Raw genomic sequence first — 17,542 nt, 5'->3', positions numbered from 1 at the left:
AAACTTTTAATTAATAGTTAGTTATCTGAATTTATATTACAAAGTATACGTTATTCCCAATTCGAAACTACTACCCCGCTTGAAACGTTCCACCTCTACTTTCTCGCCGGTAGAAGGAACCTCCTGCTTGAAGATAACCGGCTGATTAAGCAAATCATTCACCTGTAGCTTAACTGCTACTCTCTTACTGAAGGTAAAACTTCCTACAAAATTCAATGTATGTACAGGCTGCTGTTTCACATCACCCAAACCTGAAATACCTACTGACTGTATACGGGGTCCTTGCAGATTATATACCAGAGCTGCGTTCAGCTGTTGGTCTTCACCAAAACGCGGACTATAGGTTATATCTGCATTCACCAAATAAGGAGAAGCTCCCTGCAAGGCGCGCTGTGTATTGGTATATGCCCCACCTTCAGGCAGTTTCACATCGGTATACATGAACGAAGCATTTGCGCCCAAACGAAGTTCACGAAGCAACTCTTTACGGAACTCAATTTCCAGTCCGGTTGCCATACCGTTGCTGGCATTTTGGAAAGAATGTACTGTAGCTCCACCTGAAAGTTCCTGTATCTGTTCGATCGGATTCTCCAGATGCTTATAATAAGCTGTTACAGAGAACATGTTTCCGTTTTCCTTAAACAATTCATAACGCAAATCCAGGTTATAGTTATATCCGTTCTGCAAATCGGCATTACCTCGGATTTGAGCTGATCCATAAGATTCCTGATACAGGAACGGAGCCATTTCGATAAACGAAGGACGGGTTACGGTACGTGAGAATGAAAAACGCAGACTGTTTTCCTTATTAAACTGATAACGAAGGTTCATGGCCGGAAACAAATCGTTGCTGTTCAGGTCTCTTCGTTGCAAGGTACCCCCGTCTTCAGCATAATTGACCCACTGTTTACTGCTTTCATAACGGAGTCCGACATTTACCAGCAAGGCTTCCACCGGATAGATGTCAGCCAGAAGATATCCTGCATAAATACGGTTTCCAGCTGAGTACCTGTCCTTAGGCTGCTGTGAACGGGTAATGGAAACTTCGCCGTTTTCGATACTTTCCTGATTCAGAAAATCAGAAGGTGTATAGATGTCTTCTTCGCTACTGATAGTCGGATTCAACTTGTTCAGGTTATAATAGAAACGGGTAGAGAAATAATCGCGAGTCTTGTCTTTGTAAGTAAATCCTCCCTGCAATTTATTCTGTGCACCAAACTTATATTCACCCATCAGATTACCTACCCATTCCTTCTCATCCAATGTACCGAAATAACGCATCGTTTCCTGGCGGTTCAGTTTGAACAGTTCTAATGTATTATCTTTCCGGATAAACATTATCTGCCTACGGTCCGGTTCATCACTGGTAGTTTTGCTATAAGAACCTCCCCAATGTAATCCCCATTTATCGCCGAAGAAATGTTTTCCACTCAGTTGGTGATTCTGCAAACCATAAATATGTGTTACGCTGTTGCTACCCAACAGATTATGGTCTTCATAGTCATAACCTTCACGCCGCATATAATTATCGATGGCATTCCGCGCATAAAAAAAGGTATAACTCAACTGGTCCTGTCCACGGAAACTATATCCCAAACTTCCCAAACCGGCTATTTTCAGTTCATTCGAATAACTGTCATAAGTGAAATCATTCAGAGTAGTACCGGTAGCTTCCAGCGTACGTACACTGGCATCCATCATAGCCTGCTGTTCGTTACTGACACCTAACGATGCAAGGACACTCAACTTACCACTTCCCAAATCAAAATTCTTACCGAAACCGACATTTCCACCAAACTCCGGCAATGCATGTTTTCTGGAAACATCAAAACTGGTATTAAACAACGGATTCGTCTGAGCATAATCCTCAAAATCGGCCAACTCCATATCCCGCAAACGGCTATCCAGCGAAGGAGTCTTAAACAAAGTTCCTTCATGGTCCATCCGATACATTTCTTTTCCTAACGTATTGAACTTTCCACCGGTATTGAACGAAACACTGAAGAAATCCTCACCCGTCTGCTCTTTCGTCCCGATATCGATATGTGCACCTGAATAATCGGCAAAAGCATTTGCCTCGTACACCTTACTTACTGTAATATTCTTTACAGTAGAAGTTGGGAACAAATCCAACGGAATCAACTTGTTGTCCGGATTCGGCGAAGCAATGGGAAGTCCGTTCAGAGTAGTCGTACTGTAGCGGTCGCCCAATCCACGCACAATAATCTGTCCTGCCGAGGCAATGGAAACTCCGGTAATCTTCTTGACACCTTCCTCTACATTCGAGATGCCTTTGGCACTCATTTCCTTGGCACCAATGTTCTCGATAGCTACACTTGATTTCTGACGTTCCATCATCAAGGCACGTTCATTTTCCAGATTCTTCTTAGCCACCACAGTCACCTCATCCAACTGCTGATTATCAGGCGCCAAAGCAATGACCAGTTCCTGCGACTGCCCTTTCTGTACCTGAATCTGTTCGGTCTTATATGAAACATATTGTACAACCAATGTACAAGTTTCACCAGCAATCCGGTCTAGTTCGAAACGTCCGTCCATATCAGTTATAGCCCCAACTGTAGTACCGCTAACCTGGACGGTAGCTCCTATCAGCGGTTCTTTCGTCGAACGGTCAATCACCACTCCTTTTACTGTAAAAGCCTGCGCGCTGAGACTTGTCACCAGCATAGAGGCTGCCAAAATCATCTTATTCGTGCTTATCATGCTCTATATCTTTTACAGCCGCAAAAATATGCCACGAATATTTCTTACAGATTTCATCTTGTTAACAATCCGCTTACGCCACATTTCTTCCATACAGAAAGGGTAACACATCATCTGAATGGAAACTATTTAATATAAAAAAATCCAGGAAAACCATATATAGTCTTCCTGGACTCTAACCTATTTCTATATAAAATAAGTTACAAAATAAAATGCTATCTGGTTACCATCCTGGATTTTGTTCCCATAATCCACCAGTTAGGCTACCTACCATTTCCTGACGGATAGGCAGCAAATAATCACGGTTCACATTAAACTGCCAACCATTCGGATAATTGGTATTGTTAAACGAAACAATATAACCATCCTTCAACCATAAGTTAGAACCTTCTGTCATAATACCTGAAAAGTGTTCACCTAAAGTGCTTCCCGTATACAAAGCGCCTGTTGGAGTCTTACCTACAATCAGTTCGTCAGCAGCAGCCCAACGCAGAATATCTGTCAAACGACAATTTTCCAAGGCTTTTTCTACACGACGTTCACGACGAACAGCCTGAATGTATTTGTCCAAATTATGGAAAGGATAATCAACATCCGTATTATACTCACGGTCAAAATCTACTTCCGGCATTCCAACACGGTCACGCAAAGGTTTCAAGGCAGCCTGTATCTTTGAAGCATTTCCTGCTCCATCCAGTTCTGCCAAAGCCTCAGCATAATTCAACAGAATATCAGCGTAACGAACCTGAATGGCAGGTGCCTGTCCACGACTTTCTGTAGTGTAAGCAGCCGAATTTGCAGCATTGAACTCTTCATATTTCAACATGGAATAACCAGTTGTATTCTGATGATAGTTAGTAGCGTCCAAAGGCGGCCACTCATATAACGTACCATCACTCTGCATCTGTTGGCCCGGCATAAATACAGTCTGCGACAAACGAGGGTCACGCAAATCCGGATTCAGCTCAACTCCATAAGTACGTTTTGCCTCTAGCTTCTCGGTTCCTATAAACGGTCTTCCATCTCTTGTCAGATAATCATCAACTAACGACGCAGATACACCAACCTGTCCCCCTCCCTGACAAGAATAATAGGTAACATTATGACCTATACCAGCAGAAATGTTATACTCTTTCCACCACAAGACCTCTTGATTATCACTCAAGTCAATATCAATGAACATATCCCGATAATCGGTCAGAGGATTGCCTGTAGAATAAATGCTCCATACATTACGTTCTATCACTTCACCAGCTGCCTTTACAGCCTGATTCAACCAATCCTGAATTTTAGCCTCGGCATCCGATAATGTCTTATCATAAAACGGATCATTCTTTGCACGATGGTATTTCTCCCAGGTAGCAGCAAACAATGCAACTTCACTCTTGAATGCCCGTGCTACATCTTTATGAACACGACGGGAAGCATTGTTACTCTGTTCATTCAAATAAGTAATGGCCTGATCCAAATCCTTTAAGATGTAATCCGTTATCTCAGTACGGGTATTTCGTGGAAGTTTCATCTGACCGGCATCCGGATCAAGCAAATCCTCTATCCAGGTGACACCACCATAGTTTACCAACAAATGATAATAATATGCAGCCCGGAAATAATAAGCCTCTCCCAAACATTGTTCATATTCTGAACCTTTGTCCTCACAGTTCCCGATATTCTGAAGCAAGAAATTTACATTACGAATCGACTTGTAGTCATACATGGCGGTAGCACTGCTCAGTGAAGTCTCACCTGCCAAACGCGAATCAATTGCATTAGGATACAAATTATCACTGTTTGCATCTCCGAAAGCAATGCCGTTGGTAGAACCGCTGGACTGGGTTTTGATGGCCGAATTATTCACTGTTCCTCCTCCCATTACAGGAACACTTCCTTGATAAAACATATTCAGGTACATGGTAATTTCACTGGTCGTTGTAAATGCACCTACCGTAGAAATTTCTCCTTGGGGTTCTTGATTGATATCAAAGCAAGAAGTCGTTCCCAAACATAAAGCTGAAACAATCAGCAAATGTATCTTTTTCATAATCTTTTTCTCTGTTTTTTACATATTTAAAATAACTCCGACAGAAAATACTCTGGTCATCGGATAATTCTTACCAGCCTGCTCAAGAGAATTATTATAACTGTTGTTTGTAAATAAGCCTTCCGGATCAAAAATGCTACTCAACTTAGTGAAAGTCAACAGATTTTCACCAGAGAAGAAGACCTGTGCCTTAGTCAGATGAAGTTTACTAATCCATGCTTCTGGCAAATCATAGCTGACAGTCAAGTTCTTCAGACGACAATAAGCCGCACTCTGCATGTAACGGTCAGACTTCTGAGAAGTCTTCGCACGATATCTTCCTACCGCTGCATTACCGGCTGTATATGGGTTTGGATAATAAGCATCAGGATTATCCGGTGTCCAATAGTCAAGATGCTCCTTAAAGACAGTCACCTGTGCATAAGCTCCCGATCCCCAGAAATAAGAAGTATTCATAGCAGGTGACCAATCACGCTTACCAACTCCTTGGAACATCATACTTAAAGTAACCCCCTTCCAAGAAATAGAACCGTTTACAGTATATTGATACCGTGGAGTTGTATTACCGATAACAGTCATATCGCCCATATCACCCAACACATTACTTCCATTATTAATTTTCTTATCTCCATTCAAATCAACATATTTTACATCACCCGGCATCCACGCCTGACCACTAAGATAAGACAAATCATGAGCAGCATTGTATTCATCGGCTTCTTCCTGTGTCTGAATCAATCCGGAGGCACGATATCCCCAGATTTCACCCACTTTCTTTCCCTCATACCAAGTATTGGCAGGATCAGATCCATCTCCTTCATAAGCAGTTACCTCTGAAGTCGCATCTGAAAGTGAACCTCCGATAGAATAATTGATATCCTTACCTATTTTGCCTCTCCATTGCAACGTCAACTCCCAACCTCGGTTACGCATTTCAGCGTTGTTTGTTTCTGGAGCTACAGCACCGAAGAAATCGGCCAATGCAACAGACGGTCCTAGCATATCACGTGTATCACGCTGGAATACATCAAAAGAACCAGTCAATGCATTACCTAAAAATCCGAAATCAATACCGATATTCTTATGATCAACTTTTTCCCAAGTTGTATTTGAATCTACAACGGCACCAGGACTAAGATAACCGTCTCGTCCGTTCTGGAAGAACCAGTTACCAATAGATGTAGGATCCATAGTAGAAGCGAAAGTATAGTAAGCAGCCCCACTTTGGTTACCTAGCAATCCCCACGATACACGTAGTTTTAAATTAGACAATACATCCTGAGTTTTTTCCATGAACGATTCACGCATAATGTTCCATCCTAAAGAAACAGACGGGAAGAAGCCCCAACGGCTTCCCTTCGCAAAACGAGATGAACCATCATAACGTCCATTCACTTCCACCAGATAACGTCCCATATAATCATAATTGATACGGCCGAAATAGCCTCGGGTAGCCCAAGCATAACGAGTATCACGTACAGTACGGTCACCATCGGCCATCTCCAGACTCGGATTACTTGTAGAAAGAATACCTGTTACAGAATCATACAGATATCTGTATTTATAATATTCCTCCTGATACCCCAACATGAATGTAAAATTATGCTTGTCAGCCAATGATAGTGAATAATTAGTATACAAATTGACCGACTGGTATTGATTATTCATATCATAACGGGTATATGAATTGCTTGCCGTACCCACCACTTCAGAACGAGTACCTAGATTATAAGAATCGCCTGACTCATTCGGAATCTGCGGAAGCACTTTCAAAGCCCAATAATCCCGTGTATTGTAACGATAAGTATAATCAAAGAAAATATGCCAGCCTTTCAATGGTTCCAGTTCCAATCCTCCTGTCATGGTCAAATTATTGTTCTCTGTATTTGCCTTTGTACCACTTTGCAGATAAGGAATCATAGAAAGTTCAGTAAAATAACCATTCGGATCTATGACACTTACAGTAGGACGGAATCGAGCCAAAGAATGGTAAAATCCTTCACTCAAAGCACCTGTACCAAATGGAGATTCATTATCTGAATTCATATATTTGGTATTCACTTTCAGTTTCAACCAGTCTGTAACCTTTGAAGTTATATTTGCACTGAAATTAAAACGTTTATATCCGATATCCGCATAACGTAACAGCCCATCTTCCTTATACATTCCTCCCGAAACATAATATTGTGCTTTTTCACCACCTCCACTTACACTGACATTATGATTCTGTTTGAATGCAACATCTTTATAATGCAAATCAAAATAGTTCGTATTCCCCAAACCTTTGGCACTGTTTTCAAAAGCTCCTACCATTGATTGTCCCGGTGTCAATTCTGCCCATGGGTCCAAATCACCGGGATTTTTCATATATTGTTGCAACTGAGCCAATTTTTCATCACTGTACTGCAATGTCATACCTGCATTTTCACACGCCTTATTGAAATATGTAGCAAATTCGTAAGCATTTGCCATATCCGGTAATGACATCGGCGAAGTCCATCCCAATGTAGCCTGATAGCTGACACGGGTTTTACCCTCCTTACCTTTTTTGGTTGTGACCAGAATAACACCGTAAGCTGCACGAGCACCGTATATAGAAGATGCAGCAGCATCTTTCAAGACAGAAATATTCTCAATATCATTGGGATTGACATCAGCCAAATCCATCTCTACACCATCTACCAATACGTATGGAGCTGCATTACCTGATAGATTTCCTTGACCACGCAACTGCAAAGAAGAAGTAGCACCCGGACGACCAGCATTAGTATTATCAATATACAATCCTGGTACCATACCTTGCAGACTTTGTGTAGCATTGGCTAAAGGACGTTGTTCCAAAACATCACCTTCTACAGTAGCTACAGAACCTGTCAGATTTACTTTCTTCTGTACACCATATCCAACGACAACAACTTCATCCAACACTTGATTGTCTTCCTTCAGTGTCACATTCAGTATTTTCCCCGGAGTAACTTTTATCTCCTGTGTTTCACATCCAATGTACGAAATAACAATAATAGCATCTTTCGCTACATTCAATGTAAAATTACCATCCATATCGGTAATGGCACCGTTGGTTGAATTACCTTTTTCTACCACGGAAGCACCGATTACAGGAAAACCTGTAGAATCATATACTACCCCCTTTACCTCCACTGCCTGTTGAACAATACTCACCGCATTGTTTCCTGCCTTCACCTCAGCATTCACAATGTATGGACAGCCTAATATGGAAGCAATTCCCATTAGCGACGCACGCTTAATAAAACTTCTACTTAAAAAGAACAAATCCATAAAAAATTTATGATTATTAGTAATAGATTTAATTTTTTACAAAAATAGCACATCTTTCATAAAAAACAAACAAAAACGAAACTCTTTTTATGCAAAAAGGATATAATTACCCAGAAATACATTCAAGTTATAAACTCGAATAAATTCTTCCGCTTATCGTTTTTCCAATAAAAACAAAATACACCTATAAGATTTATCAAACTCTAAAGTCATAGAAAATGCTACCTGCTGTTAGCAAAATGAAGAATGCTTCTTTTAAAAATAGTGAAATTTTTCCGTAATCAAGTAGAAAGCCTTTTTTTCCATTGATATTTCCTTTCTTAAATGATTGGGTTTTCAAGAAGAACTTTTTATCTTTGTAGCGCAAGAAGAAAAAAGCAAACATTATATACATAACTTAAATAATAAGCATTATGAATTTTGTAACAAACGAAAAACTTACCATTGTTGGTGCTGCCGGTATGATCGGTTCTAACATGGCTCAGACTGCTATCATGATGGGCTTAACTCCTAACATCTGTTTGTACGACCCGTACGCTCCAGGTTTGGAAGGTGTTGCTGAAGAATTGTTCCACTGCGGTTTCGAAGGTGTTAACGTTACCTTCACTTCAGATATCAAAGAAGCGCTGACTGGTGCTAAATATATCGTAAACTCAGGTGGTGCAGCTCGTAAAGCTGGTATGACTCGTGAAGACTTGCTGAAAGGTAATGCTGCTATCGCTGAAGAATTCGGTAAGAACGTTAAACAGTACTGTCCGGATGTTAAACACATCGTTGTTATCTTCAACCCGGCTGACATCACTGGTTTGATTACTCTGCTGTATTCTGGTTTGAAACCTGGTCAGGTTACTACTTTGGCTGCTCTTGATTCTACTCGTCTGCGTAGCGAACTGGCTAAACACTTCGGTGTATCTATGGACGCTGTTGAAAACTGCCGTACTTACGGTGGTCACGGCGAACAGATGGCCGTATTTGCATCAACAGCAAAAGTTAATGGCAAACCTTTGACTGACATTATCGGCACTGACGCTCTGACTAAAGAACAGTGGGCTGAAATCCAGCAGAAAGTTACTAAGGGTGGCGCAAACATCATTGCTTTGCGTGGTCGTTCATCATTCCAGAGTCCGTCATACGTTTCTATCGAAATGATCGGTGCTGCTATGGGTGGTAAAGCATTCCGCTGGCCGGCAGGTACTTATGTTTCTAACGAAAAGTACGATCATATCATGATGGCTTGGGAAACTTCTATTACAGCTGACGGCTGCCACTGTGCTGCACTGAATGGCACTGCAGAAGAACAGGCTGCTTTGGACAAGAGCTACGAACACTTGTGTGCTCTGCGTGACGAAGTTATCGCTATGGGCGTTCTTCCTCCAGTAGCTGAATGGAACAAGCTGAACCCGAACATCAAATAATCATTGAACATCGGTTCTTTTATATAAAGAGAATTCTCCACAAAGAGAATTCTCTTTTTTTATTGTATTGAATAGACCTGCGACAGTAATTGGTAGTTTTTCTACTTTTCACTATTCTTTTTCGGCCTTTTTACTACCTTTGCAGACATATTGGCGAGTATACTATGTATACACTCTGTTTCTATAGCTTAAAAAACACTCGAAAGAATGACTACCGGAAAGAATTACAGATACTTGTTTTTTGATTTAGATGGAACCTTGATGAAATCAGGCGAAGGCATCGAACGCTGTGCCCAACATGCGTTACGCCACTTTGGTATCAACATAGAAGATCTGGAAAACTTACGCCCGTTTGTAGGTCCACCTTTAGAAGATTCCTTTCGGAACTTCTATCATTTCACTTCAGAACAAGTACATGAGGCCACACGCATCTATGGGGAACGGTATGCCAGACTGGGAGCATATGAAGCAGAACCTTATGAAGGCGTTTTCAATTTTCTGCAAAAAATGAAGGATGCCGGAAAAGTGCTAGTCCTTGCTACCTCGAAAAAAATCATCATGGCTCAACGAGTAACTGAACACTTCAAACTGGCTCCTTATTTCGATTACATTGGTGCCAGAGATGAAGCGGGTACCCTGCATACTAAAGCAGACGTTATCCGTAACATCATCCAAACTCTCGGTATTGAAGATACACAAGAAATCGTGATGATAGGCGACCGGAAATTTGATATCATAGGAGCCAACGAAGTAGGACTGGACTCTATCGGAGTACTCTACGGTTACGGCGACGCAGAAGAACTGACAGAAGCCGGAGCTACCTACCTGGCAGCAGACTATCAGGAGTTGGAAACACTGCTGCTAAAGAATTGAATATTCCATTTCTTTTAAATTTCAAATCATGATTGACCAAGCCACCATAGACCGTATTTTGGATGCCGCACAGATTGTTGATGTCGTGTCCGAATTCGTTACACTCCGCCGCAGGGGTGTCAACTACATTGGTCTATGCCCCTTCCACAACGAAAAGACTCCTTCGTTCAGTGTATCACCCAGTAAAGGACTCTGCAAATGTTTCAGTTGCGGCAAAGGCGGTAACGTGGTACATTTCATCATGGAACACGAACAGCTTTCATATTACGAAGCACTGAAATGGCTGGCCAAGAAATACAACATCGAAATCAAGGAACGTGAACTGACGGAAGAAGAGAAGCAGGCACACAGCCTGCGGGAAAGCCTTTTCGTCGTCAATCAGTTTGCGGCCGAATACTTCCAGGACATCCTTTACAACAACATTGACGGACAACGCATCGGTATGACTTACCTGCGCGGCCGTGGCTTCCGGGATGACATCATCAAGAAATTCCAGCTCGGATACAGTACAGACAGTCACGATGCGCTGGCCAAGGAAGCTATCCGCAAGGGATACAAGGAAGACTTCCTGGTCAAAACCGGACTCTGTTACCGCAAGGATGACGGCAGTTTACGGGACCGTTTCTGGGGACGTGTCATCTTCCCCGTACATACCCTGTCGGGCAAAGTGGTGGCCTTCGGAGGGCGTGTGCTGAGCGCACAGACCAAGAATGTGCAGATGAAATACGTCAATTCACCGGAATCGGAAATCTACCACAAGAGCCGGGAACTGTACGGCATCTATTTCGCCAAACAGGCAATTGTCCGCCAGGACCGCTGTTTCCTGGTAGAAGGATACACCGATGTCATTTCCATGCATCAGAGCGGTATCGAGAACGTGGTAGCCTCATCGGGTACAGCCCTGACCTCCGAACAAATCCGGATGATTCATCGCTTTACAAACAACATCACCGTATTATACGACGGCGACGGTGCCGGTATCAAGGCCAGTATCCGAGGTATCGACATGCTGTTGGAAGAAGGTATGAACATCAAGGTCTGTCTGCTACCGGACGGAGATGACCCCGACAGCTTTGCCCGCAAACACAACGCTACCGACTACCAGGCTTACATCAACGAACATGAGGTGGATTTTATCCGCTTCAAAACGAACCTGCTGATGGAAGAGGCCGGGAAAGACCCCATTAAACGGGCATCACTGATCTCCAGTATCGTACGGAGCATTTCGGTCATTCCGGATGCCATCGTACGGTCCGTCTATATCCGCGAATGCAGCCAATTGCTGCAAATGGAAGAAAAGATTCTGGTAGAAGCAACCGCCAAACTGATAGAACAGGCCAGAGAAAACAAGTTCAAGGAACAGCAACGGCAGAAACTCCGCCAACAGCGTACGGACATGAACGCCCAGCGTCAGGAAAGCCCTGCCCTACCCTCCTCTGCCGAAACTTCAACCGCACCGGCTTACACCGAAGGAAATTTCCCTCCTCCCACTGAAGTACCGGTTCTGGACAAATCAGTTATTCCCGCAGAGGCGTACATGCCTCCGACAGACTCCATACTTCCACCTCAGAACGAAGGAAACATACCCGAAGTTCCGGATAGCTACCAATCGTACATCCCGACAGAGGGTAACGAGAAGAAACTCTTCTACGCCAAAGAAGAGGAGCTGGTACGCATGCTGATTCGATACGGGGAGAAAGTAGCCTGTTACGAAGAGACCGAAGACGGAGAAACGGTTCCACGAACGGTCATCGACCTCATAGACAGCGACCTGAAAGCAGACAACATCCGCTTCCATGATGCCTTGCACCGACGGATTCTGGAAGAAGCCATCCGGCATGAACAGGATACCGGTTTCTCGGCTGAACGTTATTTCATAACCCATCCGGAAGCCGAAATCAGTCAATTGGCCGCCAACCTGGTAAGCGACCGCTATCAGTTAAGCAAATATCACTCAAAAGCGCAGAAAATCATCACCGATGAGGAACGGCTCTACGAACTGATACCACGTTTGCTGCTCGACTTCAAACTGTCCATTGTAGAGGAAGAACTGGCACAGATTCTCCGCTCCCTGGCAGACCCCAACATCGCCAATGACCCGCAACGGTGTATGGAAATGATGCAACGATACAAGGAACTGCATGAGACCCAAAGTCTGATGGCACAAAAGGCAGGCGACCGGGTCATCTTGAAATTATGACATAAAAAAAGCTATAGTCCTTTCAACGAAAGGCTATAGCAAAAGATGTTTCTACCGAAAGAAGACTTGTCAATATCCGCTACGAATCAGATTCATGAATTCCTCACGTGTCTTGGCCTGATTGAATGCACCGGTAAAGTCGGAAGTCGTTGTGATGGCATTCTGCTTTTCGACTCCCCGCATCTGCATACACATGTGCTTAGCCTCTACGACTACCATAACCCCCAACGGATTCAGCGTTTCCTGAATACATTCCTTTATCTGAAGTGTCATACGCTCCTGGACCTGTAAACGGTGTGAAAAAATATCCACTACACGGGCTATCTTGCTCAGACCGGTAATGTATCCGTTCGGTATATATGCCACATGGGCTTTCCCATAGAAAGGAAGCATGTGATGTTCACACATCGAGAAGAAATCAATATCCTTTACAATCACCATCTGCTTGTATTCTTCCTGAAATTTGGCAGAATTCAAGACTTCGCGTGGGTCTACCGCATAACCACGTGTCAATGTCAGCATCGCTTTGGCTACACGTTCCGGAGTCTTCAACAGCCCTTCACGTCCGGCATCTTCTCCCAACAAGGTCAGAATATCTTTATAATGCTCCATCAGTTTCTGCACCTTATCTTCCGGCCAGCTCATCAAATTTGTATCAATCATTCTATGGGTAAATTAATTTGTTCACGGACAATAGTCACTTCTTTAAAATCACCTGTTGCTCTCAGTTTACGCATGGCGCTATGCGCTTCCTCCACACTCTTAAAGTCACCTACACGGCATAACCATCTGGGAGGCTGGAAATACGTATATATCGGCATATCCGGAAATTGCTCTTTCACCTTGTTGGCCACACGGTTCGCCTCGCTACGTGCCTGACGGGAATTATTTCCTGCATACACCTGTACACGGTATCCTCGTGTCTTGATGGTACGTGCATCCGAAGCAGAAGCCGAAGAAAGCTGTACAGTACCTACCAGATTCGCTATCTGAGAGTCCTGATGAATCGTAATGACCCCTTCACCCGCCTTCCTTGTCTGCAATTCCGTAATGATATTACGTTGCTGTGCATACAAGACAGAAACTCCGAAGAAAAAGAGAATGGATAACAGATATTTCATGAAAACCATACGTTTAAAAGATGAAATAAAAGGAGCTGTATGCAGCCAATGCTGCATACAGACTCCCAAACTTATAATTCAATTATTTGAAAGCATCGATAATACCCTTGAAGTCAGCAGCCTTCAAAGCAGCACCACCAATCAGACCACCGTCTACATCCGGATTAGCAAACAGTTCTTTTGCATTGGAAGGCTTGCAGCTACCACCGTACAGGATAGAAGTGTTGTCAGCAACTTCCTGACCGTATTTAGCAGCAACCAAAGAACGGATGTGAGCGTGGATTTCCTGAGCCTGTTCCGGAGTAGCAGTCTTTCCTGTACCGATAGCCCAAACCGGTTCGTAAGCCAAGATAACCTTACCGAAGTCTTCAGCAGACAAAGAGAATACAGAAGCCAACTGAGCTTCTACAACTTCGTTCTGCTTGTTAGCTTCACGCTCTTCCAATACTTCACCGATACAGAAGATAGGCTTCAAGTTGTTAGCCAAAGCCAATTTAACTTTTTCTGCCAGGATTTCAACTGTTTCGTGATAGTAAGCACGACGTTCTGAGTGACCCAAGATAACATACTGAGCACCTGTAGAAGCTACCATTTCAGCTGAAACTTCACCAGTATATGCACCTGAAACCTTGTCAGCGCAGTTTTCTGCACCTACACCGATGATAGAACTGTCAACAATCGGAGTAACAGAAGCCAAATGAATGAACGGAGTACAGATAATTACGTCGCAGTTTGGTTTGTCTGCTGTCAATACTTCATTCAATTCTTTAGCCAAAGCAATACCTTCCTGCAGGTTCTTGTTCATTTTCCAGTTACCTGCTACAATGTTTTTTCTCATTTCTATTTTATTTTTAAAGGGTTAATAGATAACTTTTATATTATTCAGCTGTTTTTGTTTCCTCCCGTTCTGTGTCTTCACGCCGTTTCTTACGGACCGCCTTGATCCGCAACCAGATCAAGTCGAGCAAAGTGAAGAACAGCAACGGACATACGAACCATGCCACCAGTTCAACAACTTTATGAGTCACTGTCTTCCGGTTCACTTGCCCGATATCCAACTTATCCAGGGCATCGTGCAACTGATACTCATCAGGAATCTGCGAAGCGCTCCATTTATTGACCACTACACCTTGCTGCAACAGTATCACTCCCGGATTGGAACGTACCATGGTCTTCAGCGTGATTTCATCCATCAAAGCAAACGGATATTCGGCACCTGTATTCTCCTGCCAGAAAGCAATATCCTGATCTCCGGATGCAGTCAGGCACAAAAAGCGGTAACCATGTATCACACTATAGTCATACAATTCGTTAATCAAATCCATCGCGCCCTCATCGGCCTGTCTCAACCAAGGAGCTACCAACAGGAAGGTATAGCTTTCGTCATCCAATATCTCATCCGTCAAATCACTACCATCTTCCTGCGATACGATTGTAAAGTCATGGATGGGCGGTTCGTATCCCTTTTCCTTCAGGATTGTCTTGGAATCGATAAATTTCCACGTAGAATCCGAAGGAAAATTATCGATTGTAAATTCTTTCTGTACTCCATCCTTCTCGTAAATGAAACGGGTTTCATACACCGGTGGTTTCTTTCCTTCCGGTATTTCCATACCTTGACGGATATCTGCTCCGATGTAATACGGACGGAAATCCAATATCGGCAGATGAGTCAGGCAATACAACGAAAAGAACAAAATGGAACCAATGGTGTACAAGCCAATCAGCCAATCCACCTTATCGGTCACGAATTTGACAAGCCGTCTGTTCCATCGGTAAGCACTGACCGCAGCAATCAACAGAATTACATTCTTACCGAAAGTCTCCCAGTTTGTCAAAATCACCGCATCGCCGAAACAGCCGCAATCGGAAATCGGATTATCAAGCGCCAGCCACAATGTCAGCGGGGTCATGAAACACATACACAGAAGGACCAGTATACTGGACACCCTACGCCGGATACCGAACAACAGATAAATACCCATCGTAAATTCAAAAGCTCCCATAGCCATCGAACCGATGTACGGTATCAATGTATCTTTCCACTCCGGTAATCCCCAGGCTTCCAGATAATCCTGCAATTTATAGACTGTTCCCAACGGGTCGTTCGCCTTCACAAAACCAGAAAACAGGAAGACTGCAGCCAACACAAATCGGCATACATTCGCCCATATTCCTATAGCCTTATAAACGAATCTGTTATTCGCCAAATTCCAATTTGATAAGCCCGAAAACTGCATAGTTAATCATATCCATGTAATTGGCATCCACTCCTTCCGAAACCAAAGTTTCTCCACCCAAGGATTCAATCTGTTTCGTCCGGTATATCTTCATCAAAATCAAATCTGTATACGAAGTTATACGCATGCTACGCCAAGCCTCATCGTAATCGTGATTTTTCATCAACATCAGTTCCAACGCCTGGTTGGCATACTTATCGTACAGTTCCACCGCCTTCTTCTCTCCCAAATCATCCTTATCGGCACAGCCCAGTTCCAACTGAATCAAACCGATAATACCATAATTCACAATGGCAATAAATTCAGGACGTATACCTTCATCCACCAACGCAACACCTTTGATTTCAATACTTCGGATACGGTTTGCCTTAATGAAAATCTGGTCGGTTACTGACGAAGGACGCATAATCCGCCACGCAGCCCCATAGTCATGAAGCTTCTTGACGAACAGATCCCGACAAATTGCTATGACATGCTCAAACTGTTGTTTTGTATCTTCCATCTTCTCTCTGAATAGATGGCAAAGTTACTTTTTTTCAGCGAAGTGCCCAATAAAAAAGGCGGAAAAGTAGTACACTTTCCGCCCTTTATGAAGAATCTTTTAAAGAATTATGAACATCTCAACACTTGTCCTATACGCAGAACCGTATTACGCTTGATTCCGTTCATCTTGCACAGACGGTCGATAGGAACGTGATAGATACGGGAAATACGTCCCAACGTATCACCTTTACGAATCTTGTGATATCTGATTGAATTCCCAGCCTGCTTCTGTGAAGTCGCCTTATCCTTCGAAGATACAGACTCTGCCTTAGCCTCCTTCAAGGCTACATCCAGACGCTTACGCTGGTAATCATAACGGTTAGCCCCTCTTACAAAGAGGTAATTGTCGGCTACAATATCTTGTTTCGGGAAATCGAACAGGAATTCCGGATTAATGACCTCGCCCAAGAAGCGAGTCTCAAAATGAAGGTGCGAACCGGTAGAACGGCCTGTATTTCCTCCCAAACCGATGGGGTCGCCGGCCTTAACGTATTCGTCTTCTTTTACAATCTGTTTGGATAGATGCCCGTAGATAGTTTCCAATCCGTTATCGTGACGGATAACAACGTATTTTCCATAACCGCGGCGTTCATATTTCACCATCCGGACTCTTCCGTCGAACGCTGCGCGAATCGTATCTCCGATGTACACCTTGATATCCAGTCCATTGTGCATTCTCCGCCACCGCGGTCCGCATTTGGATGTAATCTGTGTATGAGTGGTCGGCATACAGAATCCCGTCAAATCAATCCGGAAGCTATCTGGTACATTTACCGTATTTCCATAGGCGTGTACCCGTTCGTTGCTCCAGTTCGGATAAAGGGAATAAGCCGGATAGACCGATTTTTCTGCCTTAATCTGACGAATCAAGGCCAATGAATCAACTGCTTTTAATTTTCTGTCGATAGGTGCCTGGCGGGCGAGCAAATCCTGTCCAGAGACATTCACACTTACCAAAGCCAGTGCAGCTAACGCTACGGTTCTAATACATTTTAAAATCATTACGTTTATAATATTTTTCAGCAGGTATAGACACAGACAAGGAAACCTCAGGAAACAGTGTCTGCTATGAGAATACCATCACCGGT

At 43.3% G+C, this 17,542-nt stretch carries 12 protein-coding genes; 3 read left to right on the top strand and 9 right to left on the bottom strand.

Annotated elements, in window-relative coordinates:
- Nucleotides 1-36: 36 nt before the first annotated feature.
- From C510_RS0107620 to C510_RS0107610, 3 genes are all read right to left on the bottom strand, one after another.
- A complete protein-coding gene (locus C510_RS0107620; RefSeq protein ID WP_025892329.1) occupies nucleotides 37-2,724 on the bottom strand; it encodes a TonB-dependent receptor in 2,688 nt (895 codons plus the stop codon).
- A gap of 223 nt (nucleotides 2,725-2,947) precedes the next feature.
- The gene (locus tag C510_RS0107615; RefSeq protein WP_018710748.1) at nucleotides 2,948-4,765 is read right to left on the bottom strand and encodes a RagB/SusD family nutrient uptake outer membrane protein; all 1,818 of its coding nucleotides are present in this window, start codon (nucleotides 4,763-4,765) and stop codon (nucleotides 2,948-2,950) included.
- Nucleotides 4,766-4,783: 18 nt separating this feature from the next.
- The gene (locus C510_RS0107610; RefSeq protein ID WP_244870463.1) at nucleotides 4,784-8,062 is read right to left on the bottom strand and encodes a SusC/RagA family TonB-linked outer membrane protein; all 3,279 of its coding nucleotides are present in this window, start codon (nucleotides 8,060-8,062) and stop codon (nucleotides 4,784-4,786) included.
- 413 nt (nucleotides 8,063-8,475) lie between these two features.
- Between C510_RS0107610 and C510_RS0107600 the strand changes: the two genes are divergently transcribed.
- The 3 genes from C510_RS0107600 (at nucleotide 8,476) to dnaG (ending at nucleotide 12,550) form a co-directional block, all read left to right on the top strand.
- Nucleotides 8,476-9,477 carry a malate dehydrogenase gene (locus C510_RS0107600; protein WP_018710745.1) on the top strand — a complete coding sequence of 334 codons (1,002 nt, stop codon included), beginning with the start codon at nucleotides 8,476-8,478 and terminating at the stop codon, nucleotides 9,475-9,477.
- A 207-nt stretch (nucleotides 9,478-9,684) separates the two neighbouring features.
- Entirely contained in the window at nucleotides 9,685-10,350 is a 666-nt protein-coding gene (locus C510_RS0107595; RefSeq protein ID WP_018710744.1) for an HAD hydrolase-like protein, read from the top strand.
- A 28-nt stretch (nucleotides 10,351-10,378) separates the two neighbouring features.
- Entirely contained in the window at nucleotides 10,379-12,550 is a 2,172-nt protein-coding gene (gene dnaG / locus C510_RS0107590; protein WP_018710743.1) for a DNA primase, read from the top strand.
- Nucleotides 12,551-12,619: 69 nt separating this feature from the next.
- Here the strand turns inward: dnaG and folE are convergent, their stop codons facing one another.
- From folE to C510_RS0107560, 6 genes are all read right to left on the bottom strand, one after another.
- Nucleotides 12,620-13,195, bottom strand: a complete 576-nt coding sequence (folE, locus tag C510_RS0107585) for a GTP cyclohydrolase I FolE (RefSeq protein ID WP_081621824.1) — start codon at nucleotides 13,193-13,195, stop codon at nucleotides 12,620-12,622.
- 14 nt (nucleotides 13,196-13,209) lie between these two features.
- Nucleotides 13,210-13,671, bottom strand: a complete 462-nt coding sequence (locus tag C510_RS0107580; protein WP_025892328.1) for an SPOR domain-containing protein — start codon at nucleotides 13,669-13,671, stop codon at nucleotides 13,210-13,212.
- 82 nt (nucleotides 13,672-13,753) lie between these two features.
- Nucleotides 13,754-14,509 carry a triose-phosphate isomerase gene (tpiA, locus tag C510_RS0107575; protein ID WP_018710740.1) on the bottom strand — a complete coding sequence of 252 codons (756 nt, stop codon included), beginning with the start codon at nucleotides 14,507-14,509 and terminating at the stop codon, nucleotides 13,754-13,756.
- A gap of 40 nt (nucleotides 14,510-14,549) precedes the next feature.
- Complete coding sequence (locus C510_RS0107570) at nucleotides 14,550-15,881, bottom strand: BT_3928 family protein (RefSeq protein ID WP_262911131.1); 1,332 nt, start codon at nucleotides 15,879-15,881, stop codon at nucleotides 14,550-14,552.
- Nucleotides 15,871-16,413 carry a DUF1599 domain-containing protein gene (locus C510_RS0107565; protein ID WP_018710738.1) on the bottom strand — a complete coding sequence of 181 codons (543 nt, stop codon included), beginning with the start codon at nucleotides 16,411-16,413 and terminating at the stop codon, nucleotides 15,871-15,873. The genes C510_RS0107570 and C510_RS0107565 overlap by 11 nt, the downstream gene beginning before the upstream one ends.
- A gap of 107 nt (nucleotides 16,414-16,520) precedes the next feature.
- On the bottom strand, nucleotides 16,521-17,456 hold the full coding sequence (locus C510_RS0107560) for a M23 family metallopeptidase (RefSeq protein ID WP_018710737.1): 936 nt from the start codon (nucleotides 17,454-17,456) through the stop codon (nucleotides 16,521-16,523).
- Nucleotides 17,457-17,542: the final 86 nt, after the last annotated feature.

The sequence above is a fragment of the Phocaeicola barnesiae DSM 18169 = JCM 13652 genome (assembly GCF_000374585.1).
Lineage (GTDB): Bacteria > Bacteroidota > Bacteroidia > Bacteroidales > Bacteroidaceae > Phocaeicola > Phocaeicola barnesiae.
Note: the sequence above shows the minus strand (reverse complement) of the source record. Positions and strands in the feature narration are given on the sequence as shown.